Raw genomic sequence first — 19,936 nt, 5'->3', positions numbered from 1 at the left:
GGCTCTATTCCGCATTTAAAACAGATCAACATCTCCACCCTGCTTGGCATATTGAAGCCTAGAGCTGTAATCTTTTTCCCGCTCAACAATTGTATTGTTATGCACAGCCTTGAGTTTTTTGACTAATACGCGGCCGGTTTGCGGAAAGAAATAAACTTTACGAGGAAAAATATCAAGTAAATCCTCTGACACCACCGGTATTCTTTCTAAATCCAAAAAAGATCGAACAAAATCAACATTTTTCTGACCGATATTTGAAACAGTAAAACCGCGTAATACATTTCCTCCACCAAATACTTTTGCTTCGAGTGAGCTTTTAGATCCACCCATTTTCATAATTTGATTAATCAGCATTTCCATTGCATACGTGCCATAGCGTGTGGCCAAACCTGCCATAGCCGTTGCTTCATCCGCCGCTTCTGGCAACATAAAGTGATTCATTCCACCAACACCGGTTTTTCTATCCCGGATACAGGCAGCCACACAGGAACCCAATACCGTTACGAGCAGCATATTACGCCCAGTTACATAGTATTCTCCCGGCAACAATTTAGCGGCATCGATATCAAAGCTTTTATCAAAATAGAGCGTTGGTGCTAAGACCTCTTCATATCCCTTGCTCATGTTGATGATCCCCACTCATGAATCGCCTTATCAGTCAGCCGATATACCGTCTTGCCGCAGGAGTGAAACCACTCTGACATATGATGCAGATTTTCTGAATGCCCTACATATAAGAAACCATTCGACTTTAATAAGCGGCCCATTTTTTCCAGCATTACGCGCTGAGTGGCCTGATCAAAATAGATCATGACATTACGACAAAAAATAGCATCAAAATAAGGCACCAATGGCCATGAATGCGCCAGCAAATTAATTTGCTTAAATTCAATCATTTCTCTTAATTCTCGCCTTACTCTGGCCTGCCCTGTGTTTTCTCCTTTTCCTTTCAAAAAAAATATTTTGCATCTTTCAGTAGAAACTTTATCCAGTTTATCCATTGAATAAATACCATTTCTGGCCTTAGCCAGCACTTGGGTATCTAAATCTGATGCAATAATTTCTACATTAGGATTCAAACTGCCATAAACCTCAACGGCAGTCATCGCTAAAGAATAAGGCTCTTCCCCTGTACTGGAGGCCGAGCACCAAATACGCACTGGCCCGTGCAGTTTCTGCAATTGATCAGAAAGCATGTCGAAATGATGCTTTTCTCTGAAAAAAAAAGTTAGATTAGTCGTAAGCGAATTCGTAAATTGTTGCCATTCTTCATGTTTGAGATCTGCTTCTAAAAAATTCAGATAGTCGCTGAATTTTTCTAAATTCAAAGCCCTCAAGCGTCGTGCCAGCCGGCTATAAACCATGGACTGCTTACTTTCATTAAGCCGGATTCCCGCCCGCGCATAAATAATATTAACCACGCGGCGAAAATCAGCATCAGTAAATACAAAGTCCTGCTCACGCATATTGCTCATATTGGCAAACTCATCAAATAGCGAGGGGAGGCCGAGAGCACCATCAGCACTTTTCCATCAATGATATTTATTTAATGGTATAGACGTGGGCACACAGCTCAATCACCGATCAGGGAGTACAAGAAGGACAGATCTTCTGCATAATCTGCCCCAAGCTAAGGAGACGTAGCCCATTAAAACTCTTCCCAATCGCCATCATCTGCCGTAGGGCTAGGCAATTTTTTCCCTGTGCTCGCTGATCTTTGCGGTGCTGGTGCATGGCTAAGCTGAGGCGTTCTAAGTGCTGGGGCGGCACTACGTGGTGCAGTCAGCTGTTTAGTGGCAACACCTGCATGCTGATAAGCGGCACCTACTTTAAACACAGCAATTGCATCAGCCAGGCTACCTGCCTGCTCTTCCAGACTCTCAGCAGCGGCCGCAGCTTCTTCAACCAGAGCAGCATTTTGCTGGGTGTTCTCATCCATCTGCACCACAGCCTGATTGACCTGCTCAATCCCTGAGCTTTGCTCGGCACTGGCTGCAGAAATTTCACTCATGATGTCAGTGACACGGCGCACAGCAGTCACCACCTCCTGCATTGTGCGGCCTGCTTCATCAACTAGCCGCGAACCCGATTCAACTTTAACCACCGAATCGCCAATCAAAGATTTAATCTCTTTGGCTGCTGCCGCAGAACGCTGTGCCAGATTACGCACTTCACTGGCTACCACCGCAAAGCCTCGGCCCTGCTCACCCGCTCTGGCCGCTTCAACCGCAGCATTCAAAGCCAGAATATTTGTTTGGAAAGCAATACCATCAATCACTGAAATAATATCGACAATCTTTTTGGCACTATTATTGATTTCAGACATGGTTGAAACCACCTGCTCAACCACCCCACCGCCTTTTACCGCGATATCCGATGCGCCAATCGCCAGTTGATTCGCTTGTCTGGCGTTCTCCGCATTTTGTTTCACTGTACCGGTCAGCTCTTCCATACTCGACGCGGTTTCTTCCAAGCTGGCAGCCTGTTGCTCGGTACGACTAGACAAATTATTGTTTCCTGCGGCAATTTCTTGTGATGCCGTATTAATCAAGCCAACTGAGTCTTTAATTTGCATCACAATTTCAGATAAGCGCTCGCCCGTTAAATTGCAATCGTCTTTTAACTGCCCCAGCGTCCCTCGGTAATCACCACTAATCGTTTCAGACAAATCACCTCTGGCCAATGCACCCAATACCCTCACCACATCGGCCAAGCCTTTTTCATTAGACGACATCAGTTGATTCATGCCCTCACACAGCTTTAAAGTAAAGCCTTCTTTGCCTTCCATCTTGGCGCGCTTAGAGAAATCGCCATGAATGGCCGCGGCGTCAACAATTGCTGCAATTTCTGCTTCAACAGCCACTTCCTCAGTACGATCCAGCCATTCAACAACTGTACCTTGCCGCACACCATGATCATCATTCACAGGATTAGCGATTAATTTAAAAGTACGGCCGCCCACCACAATTTCAGCCATATAGGTGCTGCGTAAATGAGTCAGCATATCACGCTGATGTGCAGGATTTTTATGAAAGATATCAATGTTTTGCCCCATTAAATTACTCACATCAAACTGGGGTAGCACTTTGCGCAATTCATTTTGCGCCGCACTCAGCATGCTCGTGACCGATTTATTCATGTAAATAATTTCGCGCTCATTATTGGCGATCATTACATTGGTAGTACAACCATCCAGTGCCGCCTTGATGCGGGCATTTTCAGCCGCCAGCTGGCTTGCCTTCGTGCTCGCCGCCAGCTCATCAGTACGATCCTGCCACTCCACCACCGTACCCAGCCTTGATTTAGTTTTAGAAAATACAGGCGTCACCAAAAGCCGGAAAGTACGCCCACCTAAAACCAATTGAGCCTCATGCGTTGATTGCAAAGCAGATAGTAAATTTCGCTGATAAGCAGGATTTTTATGGAATATATCAATATTACTGCCAAGCACTTTTGAAGCAGAAAACTGCGGAACATCTTTACGAATGGCTGATTCTGCATTCATCAGCATTTTGTTCATCGAATCATTGGTATAAATAATATTAAAATGCTCATCGGCCATCATGACATTAGTTGATGCGGCATCCAGTGCAGATTGCAAATTAGCGCTTTCTACCGCCTCAGTCATATCGGAAGCATACTTAATCACTTTATATGGCTTACCGCTCACATCAAATAAAGGGTTATAGCTTGCCTGAATCCATACCTTCTTGCCGCCCTTCCCAATGCGCTGATAAATACCCGTATCAAACTCACCCCTTCTTAATTTATCCCAAAAGCTAGTATATTCCTGCGATTGCCGATAAACAGGATCAACAAACATACTATGGTGCTGATCTTTAATTTCATTTAAGTTATAGCCAAGGCAATTCAAAAAATTATCGTTTGCCGTTAATATTTTTCCAGTTAGATCAAATTCAATGACCGCCTGTGCTTTTCCAACCGCAGCATCTTTTGCTTTTAATTCATTAGCCTGATTAATCGCTTCAGTTACATCCGTAGCAAATTTAACTACCTTACATGGCTTGCCATTACTATCAAACACGGGATTATAGCTAGCTTGAATCCAAATCTCTTTGCCGCCACGACCGATTCGCTTATATGTGCCCGTATCAAACTCACCGCGCCTCAACTTATCCCAAAAAGCAGCGTATTCTGGCGACATTCTTTGTGCCGGATCAACAAACATACTATGGTGTTGGTCTTTAATATCACTTAAATTGTAACCCAGACAGTTCAGAAAATTATCATTGGCAGTCAATATGCGGCCAGTTAAATCAAACTCAATTACCGCTTGTGATTTATCAATTGCATTCGTTTTTTCTTTTAACTCTTGTAGTAACTCCTGCAAACTAACTATTTGTTTTTTATTTGCTTCTTCTTTTGCAGGATCAAATGCCAGCTCTGCCTTCATGGCTCTCGATTTTAATTCCTGCACTTCATCTTGCAAGCTAAGAATCTGCCTTTTCGTTGCTTCTTCTTTAGCCGAATCTGAAAAGAGATTAAACATAACACACCCCTTGGGTCATCTATTAAACTGTTACGGCAACATGATCAACTAATGCCATATCACTGCTGGTCATTAATTTCTCAATATCAACAAGGATAATCATGCGTTCCTCTAAGGTGCCTAATCCTTGAATATAGGCAGTATCGAGAACCGCACCGAATTCTGGAGCCGGTTTAACGTGATTAGCCGCCAAAGTTAAAACATCTGAAACACCATCAACCACGATCCCTACAGTTCTGTTTGCTACATTAAGAATAATAACAACGGTAAAATGGTCATACATAATATTGCCAAGCCCGAATTTAATTCTTAAATCAACAATCGGTACAATATTGCCACGTAAATTAATCACGCCTTTAATAAAAGCAGGCACATTAGCGATACTTGTCACTGCATCATAACCCCGAATTTCCTGCACTTTTAAAATATCAATGCCGTACTCTTCATTACCCAGTGCAAATACCAGAATTTCCCGGGCGGTATCTGGGTGATCTAAGCCATTGTCCATCTCTAGTCCTCTTTAAATAAATGAGATTAGAAACACTTAAGCAACTGCCCGAATTAAGCCTTGACTAATATGAACCAACTGCGCCACATCTAAAATAAACGCAACATGGCCGTCTCCCATAATTGTTGCACCTGCAACACCCGGCACTTTCCGATAATTGGTTTCTAAGTTTTTAACAACAACCTGATGCTGGCCCAATAGATCATCGACAAACATCGCTACTTTTTCCCCCTCGGCCTCTAAGATAATCACCAGGCCTTCGTGAAAATGAGTCACTTTAGGAGGAACATTAAATATTTCATGCAATGCAATTAAAGGCAGATACTCCCCACGAACATTAATTACCCGCCCTTTGCCTGCTATTGTTTTCACTTCATCAGGTCTGGGCTGTAAAGACTCAATAATAAAAGCCAAAGGAATAAGATAAATTTCTTCACCCACTGAAATCGACATGCCATCCAAAATAGCCAAGGTAAGCGGCAATCGGATACTCATGGTTGAGCCAATGCCATACATAGAACTAATTTCAATTCGCCCGCCCATAGATTGAATATTCCGGCGCACTACATCCATGCCTACACCACGGCCGGATACATCAGTGACTTGAGCAGCAGTAGAAAAACCTGCTTCAAAAATAAGTAACCATACTTCGCCATCGGTCATCGAATCGCTGACCGCAATATCACGCTCTCGCGCCTTAGCCAAAATACGCTCACGATTAAGACCCGCACCATCATCAGCGACTTCGATCACAATATTGCCACCCTGATGAAACGCCCTTAACGTAAGCGTCCCGCTAGGGGATTTACCTTTAGCGATACGCTCATCCGGCAGCTCAATCCCGTGATCTAAGCTATTTCTTACCAAATGCGTTAATGGATCGGATAGCTTTTCAATAAACCCTTTATCTAATTCAGTACTTTCACCAATTAATTTTAATTCTATTTTTTTATTTAGTTTTCCGGCTAAATCTCTCACTAATCGAGGGAAACGGCTAAATACAAAGGAAATAGGCATCATGCGAATCGACATCACCGATTCTTGCAATTCACGCGTATTGCGCTCTAGCTGGCCCACGCCTGAGAGCATATTTTCATGAATAACTGGATCAAGATTAAGCGCGGTTTGTACCAGCATGGATTGCGTAATCACTAGTTCGCCCACTAAATTAAGCAGCTGATCTACTTTCTCTACACTTACCCGTATCGAAGTATCTGCAGCGGCAGCAGAAGGTTTGGCTGCGGCACTGGGCGATGCTTTAGATTTTGCCTGCGGTTCAGGCTCTTCTGATTTTGCTTCTTTTATAGGTGCACTTGTGGCGGCGGTGAGCACTTGAGGCCTTGGCTCAAAAAAACCATAACCTACGCCATCGCTTACCGTTTCAGCGGCGGCCGCTTCAACGCCTACTTCTGTAAAGAAACCATAGCCTTCTCCATCCTGAGACACTGACGCAGGCTTATCATCCGTAAAAAAGCCGTATCCTTCACCATCTGCTAAACCAGCCGGTTTAACAGACTCAATATCTGTAAAGAAACCATACCCCTCTCCATCGCTTAATTGACTGACTTTAGCGGGCGTATTTTCTGATGGTGAATGGGTAATCTGAATTCTTGATGGCTCAATTGCAAACGCCAAAGTATCGATAATTTCTTGTGGCAACGCGCTACTTAATATTTGATAAGCCCAATTTTTTTCCGCCCCGCCCTCGATAACAGAAAGCAATTTTCCATATCCCTCAAGTGCCCTAATCACGGCTTGAGCATCAAATTCATCACCAGCGGCCACGGCAATTTGCAGCTCTGATTCTTCGGCTACGGATTCATTTGCAAATTTTTCCAGTAGGCTGGTTATTTCTTTTGCCGCCTCCAGATCAGCGCTACCGCCATCTCGGTGAGCGGATAAAATATTTTGCAAAATATCACCGCTGCGCAAAAAAACATCAATCATATCTGCGCGCAGATCAAGCTCATTTTTGCGGATTCTATCCAGCAGGTTTTCTAAGATATGTGTTACAGCAGCTAAATCAGTAAAACCAAAAGTTGCTGCGCCACCTTTAATCGAATGTGCGGCACGAAAAATAGCATTTAAATCTTCACTATCGGGCTCATCCAAACTCAGCTTAAGCAGAATGGATTCCATCGTTGCAAGATGCTCTGCAGCTTCATCAAAGAAAACTGCAATAAACTGGCTCATATCAATCGCCATACCCCCTCCTTCTGCGACGAACAGCTAAAACACTAGCCGATCACTTTTCGCACAACTTCGAGCAATTTTTGAGGATCAAAGGGTTTGACGAGCCAGCCTGTTGCACCTGCCGATTTGCCTTGCATCTTCATTGCATCGCTAGATTCGGTAGTCAGCATCAGCATCGGGGTCGATTTATATTGTGGCGTAGCACGCAAGGTTTTAATCAGCGTTAAGCCATCCATTCCCGGCATATTCTGATCGGTTAGAATTAAATCAACTTGCATTTTCTTAGCTTGCTGCACACCCAGATTACCATCACTGGCTTCAAGCACATCGTAGCCGGCACTTTTAAGAGTAAACACCACCATTTGCCGTATGGATGCAGAATCATCAACTGTCAGTATTTTTTTAGCCATATACCCTCCAACTATGTATAAGTAGCGATATATTCGTTTAAATAAACAAATATTCATTTCTTATTTTTATATAAATAATTTATACAAAAAATATCCTGATTATGCCGCTTGCTCAACAACATTATAAATATCATAGGGCGGGTGAAATCCGCGTATTTATTCGGCATCGCTCGCAGGTTTCACCCGCCCTACAAATTCAAAAACTAAATCCCGCACTCAAGAAATTCATCTACGCAGAGTTCATTGAGCAAGAGGCATAATCAGGAAAAATATAGCAGATAGTGCATTCCACTTAAAAAAATTTAAAATAAATCGACATCGCCACTGCTCATATTATCCTGAGCAACAGGATTTTTATGCATCTCATCGGCAAGTAACATTAAGCGCTCGCCTAAAGTCTGTAATTCCGCTATTTTTCCCTTCCACGCTTTAGCCGGGTTTTTCTGATTTGCAATATAGCCATAAATTAATGCAAGTGCCTCATGTATTTCTGATTGCGCAACAATTCTGCCCTTAGCATGCAATAACAATTGATTTACTAAATCTTGAAACTGTAAGCCCCTCACTGCATTAGAAACCCCCGTTTCAACCTGAACTGCAATTTTTGCTAATTCATTCACAACGAATTCAACATTTTTATTCATCTCACCAATACTAGACATGGTTTGCTCAACTTGCACTTTTGATTGCATTGATTTACTCATATCCTGCGAGGCCAACTTCATAATGGCCTCCTCTGCTATAGCTACTGAAGCATGAATTTGTCGCACATTACCGCGAATCTGCCGACTAAAGTGATTTGTACGCATTGATAGCGTTCTGACTTCATCAGCCACCACGGCAAACCCTCTGCCTGCTTCACCCGCCCGGGCAGCCTCAATTGCTGCATTTAATGCCAGTAAGTTAGTTTGTTTGGCAATCGCTTCAATTTCACTTAATACCCCAAGCACTTCTTCTACCACACAGCCAACCTGCTCCATTTGATCAACAAGACCCATTGCCGTGTAAGAGTTAGAAATAATACTATCTACAAAGGTCGTTAAAATACCTGATGTTTCCGTGACAAAACTTTCAAAACCATTGCCTTGCTCTCCTGCTGTATGCTTAAACAAAGATTCTGCCATTTCTTTTTGTAAGCGGGATTGATCAGCAATTTCAACAAACCCTGTAAGTAAAGCAGGAATTGCATCGGCAAATATTTCAATTGCTCTTTTTAACTCATCATCAGCTAGTTGTAATTGAGAAACCGAAAACAAACCCATATCAGACTGCTTTTGCAATGAGCCCCTCATATGTTGTAAGTCTATAAATTGCTCTTTTTCTAAATTAGCCATGGCATCTTGCTTGGTTAATTTAATGATGAACAGTGGGCCCCAAGCAGCAATTAAGCCCAAAAAAGCCAATAGCCAAGGTGACGGCTGGCTCCATGCAATCAGCAATATGGCCACACTTACAAACAATGCGAATAAACTCAGAATAGTCAGGGACTTTGTAGTCATAAACAACCTCAGATTCAATACGCGCAAGCAGTACGTCTACCGCTTCGTAGAATAAAGATAGCTTATCTGGCTAAAATTGAAACCCAAACCATTATTAAAACACAAAAATATGGGTGGGAAAAAACGAAGGAAAAACAATAAGTATGCAATAGAAATTGCGGAGAAAAACAAATATGGCCTTCATTATTTCAAGGCCAAAGAGAGAATGATTTATATTCTATAAGAGACAAAAGGAAGGGATATAAAATATTTAAAACGATTAGGCCACTTCTGTACGGGGAATATAATAAGCGACCACTTCATTACCTGTGCCGTGGTATTGTGCGGATGCGCAAAGCGATCTAACTAGTGCAATCCCCCTGCCAAATGCAAACTGATGACTTAATGCATCACTACTAATATTCAATTGCGCCCAATCAAAACCAGGACCGCTATCTTTTACTCTGATTCTAAGCACATCTTTGCCATCATAATGTAAACCTGTCAGATCAATTTCTATCCGGCCTTCAGTTAATTTTTCTAAGCGATTGGATCGTTCCAATAAATACTGCTCCATCCCATCAACACCACGCTTCATCGAAGAATTAAGTCCTAATACACCATGATCCAAAGCGTTCACAAACAACTCAGTTAAAATCAAAAAAACATCAGACTGGCTAAAAGCTAAAGAGCGAACACCGCCAATAAAATTCATCATAAAAGGAACGGTATTAATATGCCGAATCTCATCCACTCCCAATGCCACACTATAGCGCCACGCGCTTTCACCCAAAGCCGCTAAAGTAGAGATATTGACTTCTTCGGCAACGGGGAAAACCCGCTCTTTAGAAACCGGCGTGATCTTATCGCCAAAATAGGCCAATACCAGCGATATATCATCATGATGGGCTTCGCCCTCTAAAAATGCAGCCAAATCACTGCGGGCATGAACCAGCCGCTGCTCTGCAGGCACCTCTGCCAATACATTCAGTAATCGATCTAAGCCATAATCTCCTTTACTGGAGTGACGCGCTTCGATCAGGCCATCTGAATAAGCCACCAAACAAGCAGGCTCATTAAAATAATAACGATCCGTCATCACATCCATGGCATGCGTGGGCACAATCCCCAGCGGCAGATGAGAGGACTTCCAGGCATGTTGCACTTCGCCTGTTGGCGAAATGACCTGTACTGACGGCATGCCGCCATTCCACACCTCAATACAGCCTGCTGATTCATCAATTGAAATCAGCACCAGCGCCACAAAACGACCAACGGGTAAAACTTGCCTGACTTTATTATTCATCTCAATCAAAATATCTGAAATGGTATAGCCCTTTTCTGTCATAGTGTAAAAGGGCTGTGTCAGCGGAAGCACGTTCAAAGCGGCGGTTAAACCATGCCCGATACCATCTGCCAGCATCAAATAAAGAGCCTGCCCCGGGGTGCGTGCCGCAGCAATTAAATCGCCAGAAAGGCTTTCTGCCGGGGAGAGATAGTATTCAAACTGGGGGTCATACAGTAATTCGGCATTAACCATTTGCTCCATTAAATGGCTGACCACACGCTTTTCTTCTTCTGCGCGATCATAATAGTCTGCCAATTTAACCGACTGCTCCCTCACTTTTCGGTTTAGCTCTAGAGTACGGCTAAAGGCTTTGAGTTTTGCTTCAAGCACACGAAAGTTAACCGGCTTATTGATGTAATCATCCGCGCCCTGTTCAATCGCTTCCGCCAGCTTATTTTCTTCGCCGACACCGGTTACAAACACAATCGGCACCCACGTTTCATTGGCCTCATGTTTAATTGCAACCGCCGCCTCTAAACCTGACATAACGGGCATCATCATGTCCATTAAAACTAAGTCAGGTCGTTCGAGCCGCCAAGTTTCTAGTGCTTCCAGCCCATTGCGAGCCTGAATAGCCTTATGCCCTAGCGCCTCGACAAAGCGAGAGATAAGTAAGAGTACAGATTCAGTATCGTCAACGACTAGAATTTTCATTGTAAGCTTTAACGGATGATGAAAATCTTACCAAAACAGGCAATATCTAAAACCTGCTTGACCGAATCCCTACAATTCACCAGTGCTAAACTTTTACTGGCCGCACCAATTTTTTCTTTTAACAACAAAAGCATGCCCAATGCAGAGCTGTCCAGATAGTTAACATTCTGAAAGTCTACAAGCACTTCTTTAATGCTGGGATTACTAATTAATGTTTCGCACACCTGACGAAACTCGCGGTGCGCGCTGAAATCGAACTGTCCGGAGAGGACTACACGGCCCACATCCCCTTCAATCTGCACAGTTGGCGTCATACAAACCTCAACTCCATGAAAGTTACATGTTTAAAATCACTACAAAAAAAACAAGATATGGGAAAGATAAATATGGCATCTTGCTTTCATACCTTAGTCGGGCAATACAAAACTGGCAACCGTATCGTAAACGAACTACCGATTCCAAGGTTAGAATTTACGCCAATCTCGCCACCTAAGCGAGCCAGTAGATTACTAACAATGGCAAGCCCAAGACCTGTGCCCTCTTTTCTAGTGGTAAAAAATGGCTCAAACAAGCGCTCTTGCACCTCTAAAGACATCCCACAGCCTTGATCTTCCACCTTTAACTCGGCCATATTTTCTTGCCTTGCAAGCGAGAGGCGAATAATACCGCCTTGCTTAGAGGCCAGCCGGGCATTGTCAATCAGATTGGTCACGCAGCCGAGTAGCTCTTTATGATTGGCATTGACGGCTAAATTTTCATGCTCTGCGGTGATCTCCAAAACACATTTCATTTCACTGGCTTGCAACTGTGGCAGCATTAATTGCTGAGCTTCCCGCAACAAACCAGAGAGTGTAACCGCCTCCATAGGGACATCATGCCCCCTCACAAAGCTCAACATATTCTGAATCAGCACCTCTAAATGCCTGAGGCGCGCTAAATTTTTTTGCCCGAATTTTTGCCGGTCATTGTCACTTAATGCCGGTTTTGCTAGGTGTGTTGAATAAAGCAATGCGGTTGCCAGGGGCGTACGTAGCTGATGTGCAAGACCCGCAGCCATTTCACCCATTGCGGCTAATCGCTTGTGTTGCGTTAATGCCCGCTGCAATTCCCAAGTATCGCTAATATCATGCACCAGCATGATTTTGCCATATTCCCCCGGCATATCATTCAAAACAATACGAATACGCCGTTCACCCTCCATCGATTGTGACAACCATAAATCAGGCACATTCGTGGGCTCTAAAAACTCGCTGACGTACTCTTGCCACACACTGCCCAGTGCTAAGGTTTTCATCATCAAACTGGCGGCAGGGTTAAATTCCACCACCACGCCCTGCTCATTTAATTCGACCACTCCACCCGGCAATCGCTCTAGCAATAGAGATAAGCGCCTAGACAAAGCTGCTTTTTCATCGAGTTCCCGGCGCAAATTACCATTCGCAATTTCCAATTGATCCGTTAAAGAAACAACTTGCTGCTGCAAATCTGCGTAAGCGAGACTAAGCTGATTTGAAGCTTCGGTAAAAAGCGAAAAAGCGCTTTCTAACTCACGGGGATCAATAGTCATTTTGGGATTGGTCATATAACACCTTTCTTGTTGCTTTTTTGTTTTTACATTATAAAGTGACTAGACAGTCAAGCAAAACAATGATCTACCCACAAATTCATAAACTCAGTCATAATATTAGCGAAAGTTTATTTAGTTTCTGTCTTACGGCTATAATTGCTTCTTTTTTGTGTTTGTACAGCTGCTTCCTAAATGTTCCATCCCTACACACAGTCGGTTAAGGATACTTAAACGCAGCTTGGAGCCACTCCGTGTCTGACTTATTAAAAAATATTGATGCTCGCACAAAGCTTGCTGGTACCAACAAGCTAGAAATTCTTTTATTTACTCTCGGACAGGATGAGCGAACCGGCCGAAGGGAAAATTTCGCCATTAATGTTTTCAAAGTTCGAGAAGTGATGCGAACGCCTGAAATCACTAAGGCGCCTGACATGCCTCCTTCCATTGAAGGCATGGTCAGCTTACGCGGCACGCTAGTTCCTGTCATTGACCTTGCCAGATATGCGGGCATAGCAACAACAACACGCCCAGAAATTATGATTGTTTCTGAATACAACGGTCATACACAGGGCTTTTTGGTTGAAGCGGTTGACACCATTTTGCGGCTCGACTGGTCACAAATGCGCGTCCCCCCCGATATGCTGATGTCGCAAATGGGCGGTTTAGTTGTAGCCGTCACCGAGCTGGAAAACAACAAGCTTGTCATGATGATGGATGTAGAAAAGGTATTGGCTGAATCTGTGCCTGGCTCGGATAAAATCGACCCCGATACTTTGATTCAAGATCAAAGCCTCACCACAAAAACAGTATTTATTGCAGATGATTCCGTTGTTGCTCGTCGCCAAATTGAAATGACGCTTGATGCAATGCACATCAAGCATGTCTCTACCATTAATGGCAAACGGGCTTGGGATGAATTACAACGCATTGCTCAATCTGCAGATTTACAAGGCAAACTTGTTAGAGACATGATTCATTTGGTACTGACTGATGTAGAAATGCCGGAAATGGACGGCTACATGCTTACCAAATTAATTAAAAGTGACCCACGCTTCTCAGGCATCCCCGTATTAATGCACTCATCGTTATCAGGGGCCTCCAACCAGAAACTAGGGCAGTCAGTCGGTGTAGATGGCTATGTTGCAAAATTTGAAGCGCATCGACTATCTGAAGCGATTGCCAATTTTTTACTTAAAGAATAGAGCATTAAGAACAACAGCGGAGGTCATTCATGTCCAGTAATTCGACCAATTTACTTGAAAGCATTGATGCGCGAACCAAGCTGGCTGGTTCCAATAAAATGGAAATCCTGCTGTTTACCTTAGGGACACGCGAAATATTTGGCATCAATGTTTTTAAAGTACGCGAAGTATCGCAAACACCAAAAATTACCAAAACACCCAATATGCCCTTAGGCGTTGAAGGCGTTCTTTCTTTGCGTGGTAATATTATTCCGGTCATTGCGCTGGCAAAATTTGTAGCAACGCAAGAAACGCCATCAGCAGAAGCCACTAGCACGATGATCGTAACGGAATTCTCCAAGCATACTCAAGCGTTTTTGGTTCACGAAGTAGACAGAATTATCCGTGTGGACTGGGATAAAGTCCGCGCACCGGAAACGATGCTAGCGGGTAATCAGCAACTAATTACTGCTTTAACTGAATTGCCCGATGGCAAACTTGTTTCCATATTAGATGTGGAACAAATTCTGGCCAGCGTTATTGGTGAACCAATTATTCCTGATTTACAACGCGCTGCCATCAACCCGGAAACATTTATGTTTTTTGTGGATGATTCTATGGTGGCACGTAAAGAAATCATTAGTGTACTCGACAAAATTGGCGTGAAATATCATCAAGCTAATAATGGTCGGGAAGCATGGGATAAATTACAAAACTTGGCTAATCGCGCCACTCATGACGGCGAACGCCTGCGTGACAAACTAAAAATGATTTTAGTCGATGCTGAAATGCCTGAAATGGACGGCTATGTTCTTACCAAACATATTAAGTCTGATAATCGTTTCCAAGGTATACCTATCGTAATGCATTCATCCTTGTCCTCAAATGCAAATAGAGCAATGGGAAGCAGTGTTGGCGTTGATGCATATGTGGCAAAATTCGACCCAGTCATTCTAGCCGATACCATCACACCCTTATTGGTTGGTTAGTTTCGGATTAATAAAAACAAGCCGTTTGCACATTAAACGCAAACGACATGGAGTAACACATGGCAGATAGTAACCTGCGTATTTTAGTGGTGGATGATTTCTCCACAATGCGCCGTATTGTGCGTAACCTTTTGAAAGAACTGGGCTTTTCTAATGTTGACGAAGCCGAAGACGGCCAAGTTGCCTTACATAAGCTAAAAAATGGTTCTTTCGAATTTGTGGTTACTGACTGGAACATGCCTAACATGACAGGAATTGAGCTGCTGCGCGCTATTCGCGCAGATGCCCAGCTCAAGCACTTGCCCGTCATGATGGTGACCGCAGAAGCAAAAAAAGAAAACATTATTGAAGCGGCTACGGCAGGCGCAAACGGATACATCGTAAAACCATTCACAGCCGCCACATTGGATGAAAAACTGAAAAAAGTTTTCGCCAATATGAGCAAATAGAACAAGAACCCGACAGACGCATCGGAGGCGACTGTGAACGATCATGCACTAAATAGCGGAGATTCCGCTGACCTAGAAGCGCTATTCGATAGTATCGTTCATTCCAATCAGGATGAGCCCACGGAGTCTGCTCCAGCACCGGTTGAAGTTAGCCTTGCTATAGCATCCCCTGCGCACACGTTGACTGCTGAAGAAATGAACGATCCAGCGCGTGCTATGTTTTCCCACATTGGGCAGCTGACACGAAAATTGCACGATACACTCAAAGAACTTGGCTTAGATAAATCGCTGGAAAAAGCGGCTACAGATATTCCAGATGCACGCGATCGACTTTCTTATATCGCCACGCTGACAGAACAAGCCGCCGATCGAACCCTGAATGCACTTGATGCAGCAAAGCCTATTCAGGACAAAATCAGTGATGATGCAAAAGCCCTGAGTGGTCAGTGGGATAAGCTTTTAGCTAATCAGCTCTCTGTTGATGAATTTAAAGCACTGGTTGAAAAAACCAGATCGCATTTAAATGAAACGGTGAAAGGCTCAGATCAAGTCAGCAGCAAGATGTTAGAAATCATGATGGCACAAGATTTTCAGGATCTGACCGGACAAGTCATCAAGAAAGTGCTGGATATGTCCAAGCAGATGGAAGCCCATCTGATGGATTTCTTGCTGCTATTTTCCCCGCAAGGCACTGTCCGGCCTGATCATCCCAAAGTGGATGACGATGCCTCGCTGCTAAATGGCCCGGTTATCAATCCAGAAGGTCGTACGGATGTTGTAGCCAACCAAGGGCAAGTGGATGACTTGCTAGAAAGCTTGGGCTTCTAGACGCCTTTAAATTGAATGAACGCAACCTTTGGGGGAGCGAAGATGAGCACTGACTTTGGCGGCATGGAAGATCTGCTGCAAGATTTTTTAACAGAAGCGTCTGAGCTCCTGTCTGAAGTCGACAACAAGCTGGTTGAGCTTGAAAAACGACCTAATGATAAAAATCTTCTGAATGATATTTTCAGGGGATTTCACACGATCAAAGGGGGGGCAGGTTTTCTGAATGTAGATGCCATGGTACGCCTTTGCCATCGCACAGAAAATCTGTTTGATAAGCTGCGCACCCTGGAGCTTGTGCTAACTCCAGAAATTATGGATACCATCATGGCGGCCACAGGTGTGGTACGTGACATGTTTGGTGCCCTAGCCAAAGGTGCATTGCCGAGCAACGCGCCTGAAGAACTGATCGCAGCCCTCGATGCTGTGCTGGAAGGCCGTCCGCTTGAAACTGCCATTGCACACATTGCTCCGGTAGCGGCTGCAGCGCCAGCTGCGGTTGCTCATAATCCAGCAGAAGGTCCAGACTGGAACTCGCTTTACAATGCCTTACTGGGCAAAGAAGGCGCGCCTAGCCCGCAGTCTGTTGAGCCGATTAATGTCGTACAGCATGAGCCTGCAGCCATGGAACAAGTTGTTACTGATCCGATGAATAGTCTAAAACCCGCTCCTGTTCCAAAAGCACCAGCTGTAGCTGCGCCTCAGCAGCAACAGCAGCAAGTTGCGGCGGCCCCCCAAGAAGCCACGATCCGCATCGACACGGTACGGCTAGATCAGGTGCTTAATTTATCAGGTGAAATTGGCCTGACTAAAAACCGCCTGACCACCCTGCGCACTGACATCATGGCAGGGAAGATGGATAGCAACACCCTCAAGGCAATGGATGAAGCCATTAGCCAGCTTGATCTCTTAGTAGGGGATTTACAAAATGCGGTGATGAAAACCCGCATGCAGCCCATTGGCCGCCTCTTTCAAAAATACCCACGTTTAGCACGCGATTTAGCACGTCAGCTTGGTAAAGATGTGGAGCTGGTTATTTCTGGTGAAGAAACCGAGCTGGATAAAACCATGCTCGAAGATTTGAATGACCCACTCGTCCACTTGGTGCGTAATGCCGTTGATCATGGTATCGAAACCATGGAAGACCGCAAAACCAGTGGCAAACCAGCAAAAGCCATTGTCGAACTCTCTGCCACCCAGGTGGGCGATCATATTCTGATTGCAATCACCGATGATGGCCGAGGCATGCGCCCGGATGTGATCCGCAAAAAAGCCGTTGAAAAGGGCTTGATCGACGTCGAAACAGCCAATAGCCTCGATGATAAGCAAAGCCTGCAACTTATTTTTATGCCGGGCTTTTCAACCAAAGATCAAGTTTCCAGCGTCTCTGGCCGTGGCGTCGGAATGGATGTAGTGAAAACTAATATCCAGCGCTTAAATGGTCGAATTGATATTCAATCCATCGTAGGCGAAGGCTCGCGGTTTACCATTTCCTTGCCTCTGACTCTGGCGATCTTGCCGGTGCTGGTTGTCCGTGTTTGCGGCCAGCCCTTTGCTGTGCCTCTGGCCATGGTGCGGGAAATCATTCCGATTCGTCACGAACAAATTCAGGAAGTATCGGGCCGGGCCACCATTGTGGTTCGCGATGAAATTCTATCAGTACGCTCCTTAGCCAGCCTGCTGGGCTGGGAAGAGGTACAAATTCCTCAGTTTGGTGTACTGATGCAATCAGCCGAACATTCGTTTATTCTGGCTGTAGACAGCTTTATTGGCCGGGATGATGTGGTAATAAAACCACTACAAAATATTCGACCCAAAGGCGTTGCAGGTGCAACCCTATCCGGTGATGGCTCTGTGGTGTTGGTTCTGGATATGGAAGATCTGCTTGGTGCTGCCGATGCAGACAACTCAGCCATCCGCACTTCACGCTTCATTGAAAAAACCACTTAAGTTTTTTATCCGCAGTTTGGGGGTAATACCCCCAAACATAGACCGTTGATACTATTGACCAGTGCAAATGTCATTTCGATATCGCGTACAGGGTGTTTCTAAAATATGACGCAAGACCACGCTTTTATCGGCCGCCAGCCTATTCTGAATCGCCAACAAGAAATTATTGGCTACGAGCTATTATTTCGACTAAACAAAGATGCTGTAAGCGCTAATTTTTCCAGTGATATGCAGGCTGGCACCAATGTGCTGGTCAATACCCTGAGTAATATGGGTACAGATTGGTTAGTCGGCAATAAGCTTGCATTTATTAACGTTGCTGAATCAATGCTCGAAAGTAATTTCTTAGAGCTACTCCATCCAGAGCGCGTTATTTTAGAAGTCGTTGAAACAACAGAAGCAACGCCGCAATTACTTGCTCGTCTGCAAAACCTTAAAGACTTAGGTTTTTCAATTGCGCTCGATGATTTTGTTCTTAGTCCGCAAACAGCCCCTTTCTTAGAATTTGCTGACTATATCAAGCTGGATATTCAGCTGCTTGGTATGGCGCAAGTACCTGCGCTTTCCAAAGAATTGCGCTGCTCCAAAGCATTGCAAGTAGCAGAAAAAGTAGAAACTAAGGACGAATTCAAACAGTGCTTGGACTTGGGATTCGAATGTTTTCAGGGTTATTACTTTGCGCACCCGGAAACACTCGCCGCAAAAGTCATCAATCCAAGCTATGCCAATATTCTTAATCTGCTGAATATGCTGCGTAATAATGCAGAATTAAAAGACATTGAAAACGCGCTTAAGCGAGATGTGGCTTTGTCCTTCAAATTACTGCGGTATATTAATTCTGTTGGTTTTGGCTTATCGTGCGAGATTCAATCATTCCGCCATGCAGTTACAATTCTAGGCTATCAAAAGCTCTATCGTTGGCTCACCCTGCTGCTTGTGACTGCAGGCGCTGATAATGGCTCACCACCCGCCCTTTTAAAAACGGCGATTACCCGTGGCCGTTTGGTTGAATTATTAGGATCGCATTTGCTTGACGGGCAAGACCGAGATAATTTATTTATTGTCGGTGTTTTCTCTTTGCTTGATGTCCTGCTAGATATGCCTATGGATAAGATCCTAGAAACGCTGATTCTTCCTGAGAACGTAACCGATGCATTAATGACCAGAACCGGCATTTACGGTCCGTTTTTAGCGCTTGCAGAGGCTTGCGAAGATCCAAACATGTCAGAAGTCCCCTTTTTATGTGAGCAGCTCCAGCTCACGCCTGACATGCTTAATCGCTCCCATGTGCAAGCACTTAAATGGGTTGAAGATCTGGGCGTTTAAGTTGCAGCAGATCTATGCAAAAAAGCCGCGAAAATGAACTGCACCCCAAAAGTTGGACACCCGTCCATATTTTTGGGTTCAGCAATATTTAACTGACCAAGCAGGTCTCAAAACGATCGCCAACCAACATGGCATCGAGCAGGCCATGTTTCGCCGCTGGGTGAGGTCGTTTCGCCAGCATGGCGAATCGGGTTTAGCGCCCAAATACAGTCATTACAATGCCGCATTCAAGCTCTCCGTGCTCCAGCACATGTGGGACAATCATCTTTCCCAGCAGGAAACTAATGCTTATTTTGATATTCGTAGCCCCACTTGCTTGAATCAATGGAGCGCGCAGTATGACGCTGGCGGAATGGCTGCCCTTGAACCTGCGCCTAAAGGTCGAAAGAAATCACCCATGCCCATCGCTGAAAATAATACGGCGCCCCTGCCGATTGATGATGAAACACGTAGCCGTGAAGAACTCATTGCAGAAAACAAACGCCTCCGTTTAGAGGTGGCCTACATAAAAAAGTACAATGCCTTAGTTCAAGCCAAAGCCCAATCGG

At 44.4% G+C, this 19,936-nt stretch carries 17 protein-coding genes; 7 read left to right on the top strand and 10 right to left on the bottom strand.

Annotated features, from left to right (window positions below):
• Positions 1–15: 15 nt before the first annotated feature.
• The 10 genes from cheD to ACFQNF_RS04965 form a co-directional block, all read right to left on the bottom strand.
• Positions 16–624: a chemoreceptor glutamine deamidase CheD gene (gene cheD / locus ACFQNF_RS05010; RefSeq protein WP_115226720.1), complete on the bottom strand. Its 609-nt coding sequence runs from the start codon at positions 622–624 to the stop codon at positions 16–18.
• Positions 621–1,475: a CheR family methyltransferase gene (locus ACFQNF_RS05005; RefSeq protein ID WP_380186590.1), complete on the bottom strand. Its 855-nt coding sequence runs from the start codon at positions 1,473–1,475 to the stop codon at positions 621–623. Before ACFQNF_RS05005 ends, cheD begins: the two co-directional genes overlap by 4 nt.
• A gap of 173 nt (positions 1,476–1,648) precedes the next feature.
• A complete protein-coding gene (locus ACFQNF_RS05000) occupies positions 1,649–4,510 on the bottom strand; it encodes a methyl-accepting chemotaxis protein (protein WP_380186589.1) in 2,862 nt (953 codons plus the stop codon).
• Between the two features lie 22 nt (positions 4,511–4,532).
• Complete coding sequence (locus tag ACFQNF_RS04995) at positions 4,533–5,018, bottom strand: chemotaxis protein CheW (protein ID WP_380186587.1); 486 nt, start codon at positions 5,016–5,018, stop codon at positions 4,533–4,535.
• 36 nt (positions 5,019–5,054) lie between these two features.
• The gene (locus ACFQNF_RS04990) at positions 5,055–7,223 is read right to left on the bottom strand and encodes a chemotaxis protein CheW (protein WP_380186585.1); all 2,169 of its coding nucleotides are present in this window, start codon (positions 7,221–7,223) and stop codon (positions 5,055–5,057) included.
• A gap of 32 nt (positions 7,224–7,255) precedes the next feature.
• Complete coding sequence (locus tag ACFQNF_RS04985) at positions 7,256–7,621, bottom strand: response regulator (RefSeq protein ID WP_380186583.1); 366 nt, start codon at positions 7,619–7,621, stop codon at positions 7,256–7,258.
• Between the two features lie 302 nt (positions 7,622–7,923).
• Positions 7,924–9,120 carry a methyl-accepting chemotaxis protein gene (locus ACFQNF_RS04980; RefSeq protein ID WP_380186697.1) on the bottom strand — a complete coding sequence of 399 codons (1,197 nt, stop codon included), beginning with the start codon at positions 9,118–9,120 and terminating at the stop codon, positions 7,924–7,926.
• 259 nt (positions 9,121–9,379) lie between these two features.
• The gene (locus tag ACFQNF_RS04975) at positions 9,380–11,101 is read right to left on the bottom strand and encodes an ATP-binding SpoIIE family protein phosphatase (protein WP_380186582.1); all 1,722 of its coding nucleotides are present in this window, start codon (positions 11,099–11,101) and stop codon (positions 9,380–9,382) included.
• 8 nt (positions 11,102–11,109) lie between these two features.
• Complete coding sequence (locus tag ACFQNF_RS04970; RefSeq protein ID WP_046351204.1) at positions 11,110–11,415, bottom strand: STAS domain-containing protein; 306 nt, start codon at positions 11,413–11,415, stop codon at positions 11,110–11,112.
• 86 nt (positions 11,416–11,501) lie between these two features.
• Complete coding sequence (locus ACFQNF_RS04965; protein WP_380186580.1) at positions 11,502–12,683, bottom strand: sensor histidine kinase; 1,182 nt, start codon at positions 12,681–12,683, stop codon at positions 11,502–11,504.
• 236 nt (positions 12,684–12,919) lie between these two features.
• Between ACFQNF_RS04965 and ACFQNF_RS04960 the strand changes: the two genes are divergently transcribed.
• The 7 genes from ACFQNF_RS04960 to ACFQNF_RS04930 all read left to right on the top strand — a co-directional run.
• Positions 12,920–13,870, top strand: coding sequence for a chemotaxis protein (locus tag ACFQNF_RS04960; protein ID WP_046351202.1), 951 nt, complete (start codon positions 12,920–12,922; stop codon positions 13,868–13,870).
• A 29-nt stretch (positions 13,871–13,899) separates the two neighbouring features.
• On the top strand, positions 13,900–14,838 hold the full coding sequence (locus tag ACFQNF_RS04955) for a chemotaxis protein (protein ID WP_046351201.1): 939 nt from the start codon (positions 13,900–13,902) through the stop codon (positions 14,836–14,838).
• A gap of 59 nt (positions 14,839–14,897) precedes the next feature.
• Positions 14,898–15,287 (top strand): chemotaxis response regulator CheY, encoded by a 390-nt coding sequence (gene cheY, locus ACFQNF_RS04950; RefSeq protein WP_046351200.1) that lies wholly within the window; start codon positions 14,898–14,900, stop codon positions 15,285–15,287.
• A gap of 33 nt (positions 15,288–15,320) precedes the next feature.
• The gene (cheZ, locus tag ACFQNF_RS04945) at positions 15,321–16,115 is read left to right on the top strand and encodes a protein phosphatase CheZ (RefSeq protein ID WP_380186578.1); all 795 of its coding nucleotides are present in this window, start codon (positions 15,321–15,323) and stop codon (positions 16,113–16,115) included.
• Between the two features lie 42 nt (positions 16,116–16,157).
• Positions 16,158–18,062 carry a chemotaxis protein CheA gene (locus ACFQNF_RS04940; protein ID WP_380186576.1) on the top strand — a complete coding sequence of 635 codons (1,905 nt, stop codon included), beginning with the start codon at positions 16,158–16,160 and terminating at the stop codon, positions 18,060–18,062.
• A 105-nt stretch (positions 18,063–18,167) separates the two neighbouring features.
• Positions 18,168–19,388, top strand: a complete 1,221-nt coding sequence (locus tag ACFQNF_RS04935; RefSeq protein WP_380186574.1) for an EAL and HDOD domain-containing protein — start codon at positions 18,168–18,170, stop codon at positions 19,386–19,388.
• A gap of 52 nt (positions 19,389–19,440) precedes the next feature.
• A partial coding sequence (locus tag ACFQNF_RS04930; RefSeq protein ID WP_380186572.1) for a helix-turn-helix domain-containing protein occupies positions 19,441–19,936 on the top strand: 496 nt, incomplete at its 3' end.

The organism is Iodobacter arcticus (assembly GCF_042664895.1).
GTDB classification, from domain to species: Bacteria; Pseudomonadota; Gammaproteobacteria; order Burkholderiales; family Chitinibacteraceae; genus Iodobacter; species Iodobacter arcticus.
This window is presented reverse-complemented; position numbering and strand designations above follow the sequence as displayed.

Excerpts from the sequence above, each read along its gene's own strand:
- ACFQNF_RS04940 (WP_380186576.1), top strand. The coding sequence starts at position 16,158 with ATGAGCACTGACTTTGGCGGCATGGAAGATCTGCTGCAAGATTTTTTA.
- ACFQNF_RS04990 (WP_380186585.1), bottom strand. The coding sequence starts at position 7,223 with ATGGCGATTGATATGAGCCAGTTTATTGCAGTTTTCTTTGATGAAGCT.
- ACFQNF_RS04975 (WP_380186582.1), bottom strand. The coding sequence starts at position 11,101 with ATGAAAATTCTAGTCGTTGACGATACTGAATCTGTACTCTTACTTATC.
- ACFQNF_RS04980 (WP_380186697.1), bottom strand. The coding sequence starts at position 9,120 with ATGACTACAAAGTCCCTGACTATTCTGAGTTTATTCGCATTGTTTGTA.
- ACFQNF_RS04985 (WP_380186583.1), bottom strand. The coding sequence starts at position 7,621 with ATGGCTAAAAAAATACTGACAGTTGATGATTCTGCATCCATACGGCAA.
- cheD (WP_115226720.1), bottom strand. The coding sequence starts at position 624 with ATGAGCAAGGGATATGAAGAGGTCTTAGCACCAACGCTCTATTTTGAT.
- cheY (WP_046351200.1), top strand. The coding sequence starts at position 14,898 with ATGGCAGATAGTAACCTGCGTATTTTAGTGGTGGATGATTTCTCCACA.
- ACFQNF_RS04995 (WP_380186587.1), bottom strand. The coding sequence starts at position 5,018 with ATGGACAATGGCTTAGATCACCCAGATACCGCCCGGGAAATTCTGGTA.
- ACFQNF_RS04955 (WP_046351201.1), top strand. The coding sequence starts at position 13,900 with ATGTCCAGTAATTCGACCAATTTACTTGAAAGCATTGATGCGCGAACC.
- ACFQNF_RS05000 (WP_380186589.1), bottom strand. The coding sequence starts at position 4,510 with ATGTTTAATCTCTTTTCAGATTCGGCTAAAGAAGAAGCAACGAAAAGG.
- ACFQNF_RS05005 (WP_380186590.1), bottom strand. The coding sequence starts at position 1,475 with ATGAGCAATATGCGTGAGCAGGACTTTGTATTTACTGATGCTGATTTT.
- ACFQNF_RS04935 (WP_380186574.1), top strand. The coding sequence starts at position 18,168 with ATGACGCAAGACCACGCTTTTATCGGCCGCCAGCCTATTCTGAATCGC.
- ACFQNF_RS04965 (WP_380186580.1), bottom strand. The coding sequence starts at position 12,683 with ATGACCAATCCCAAAATGACTATTGATCCCCGTGAGTTAGAAAGCGCT.
- ACFQNF_RS04970 (WP_046351204.1), bottom strand. The coding sequence starts at position 11,415 with ATGACGCCAACTGTGCAGATTGAAGGGGATGTGGGCCGTGTAGTCCTC.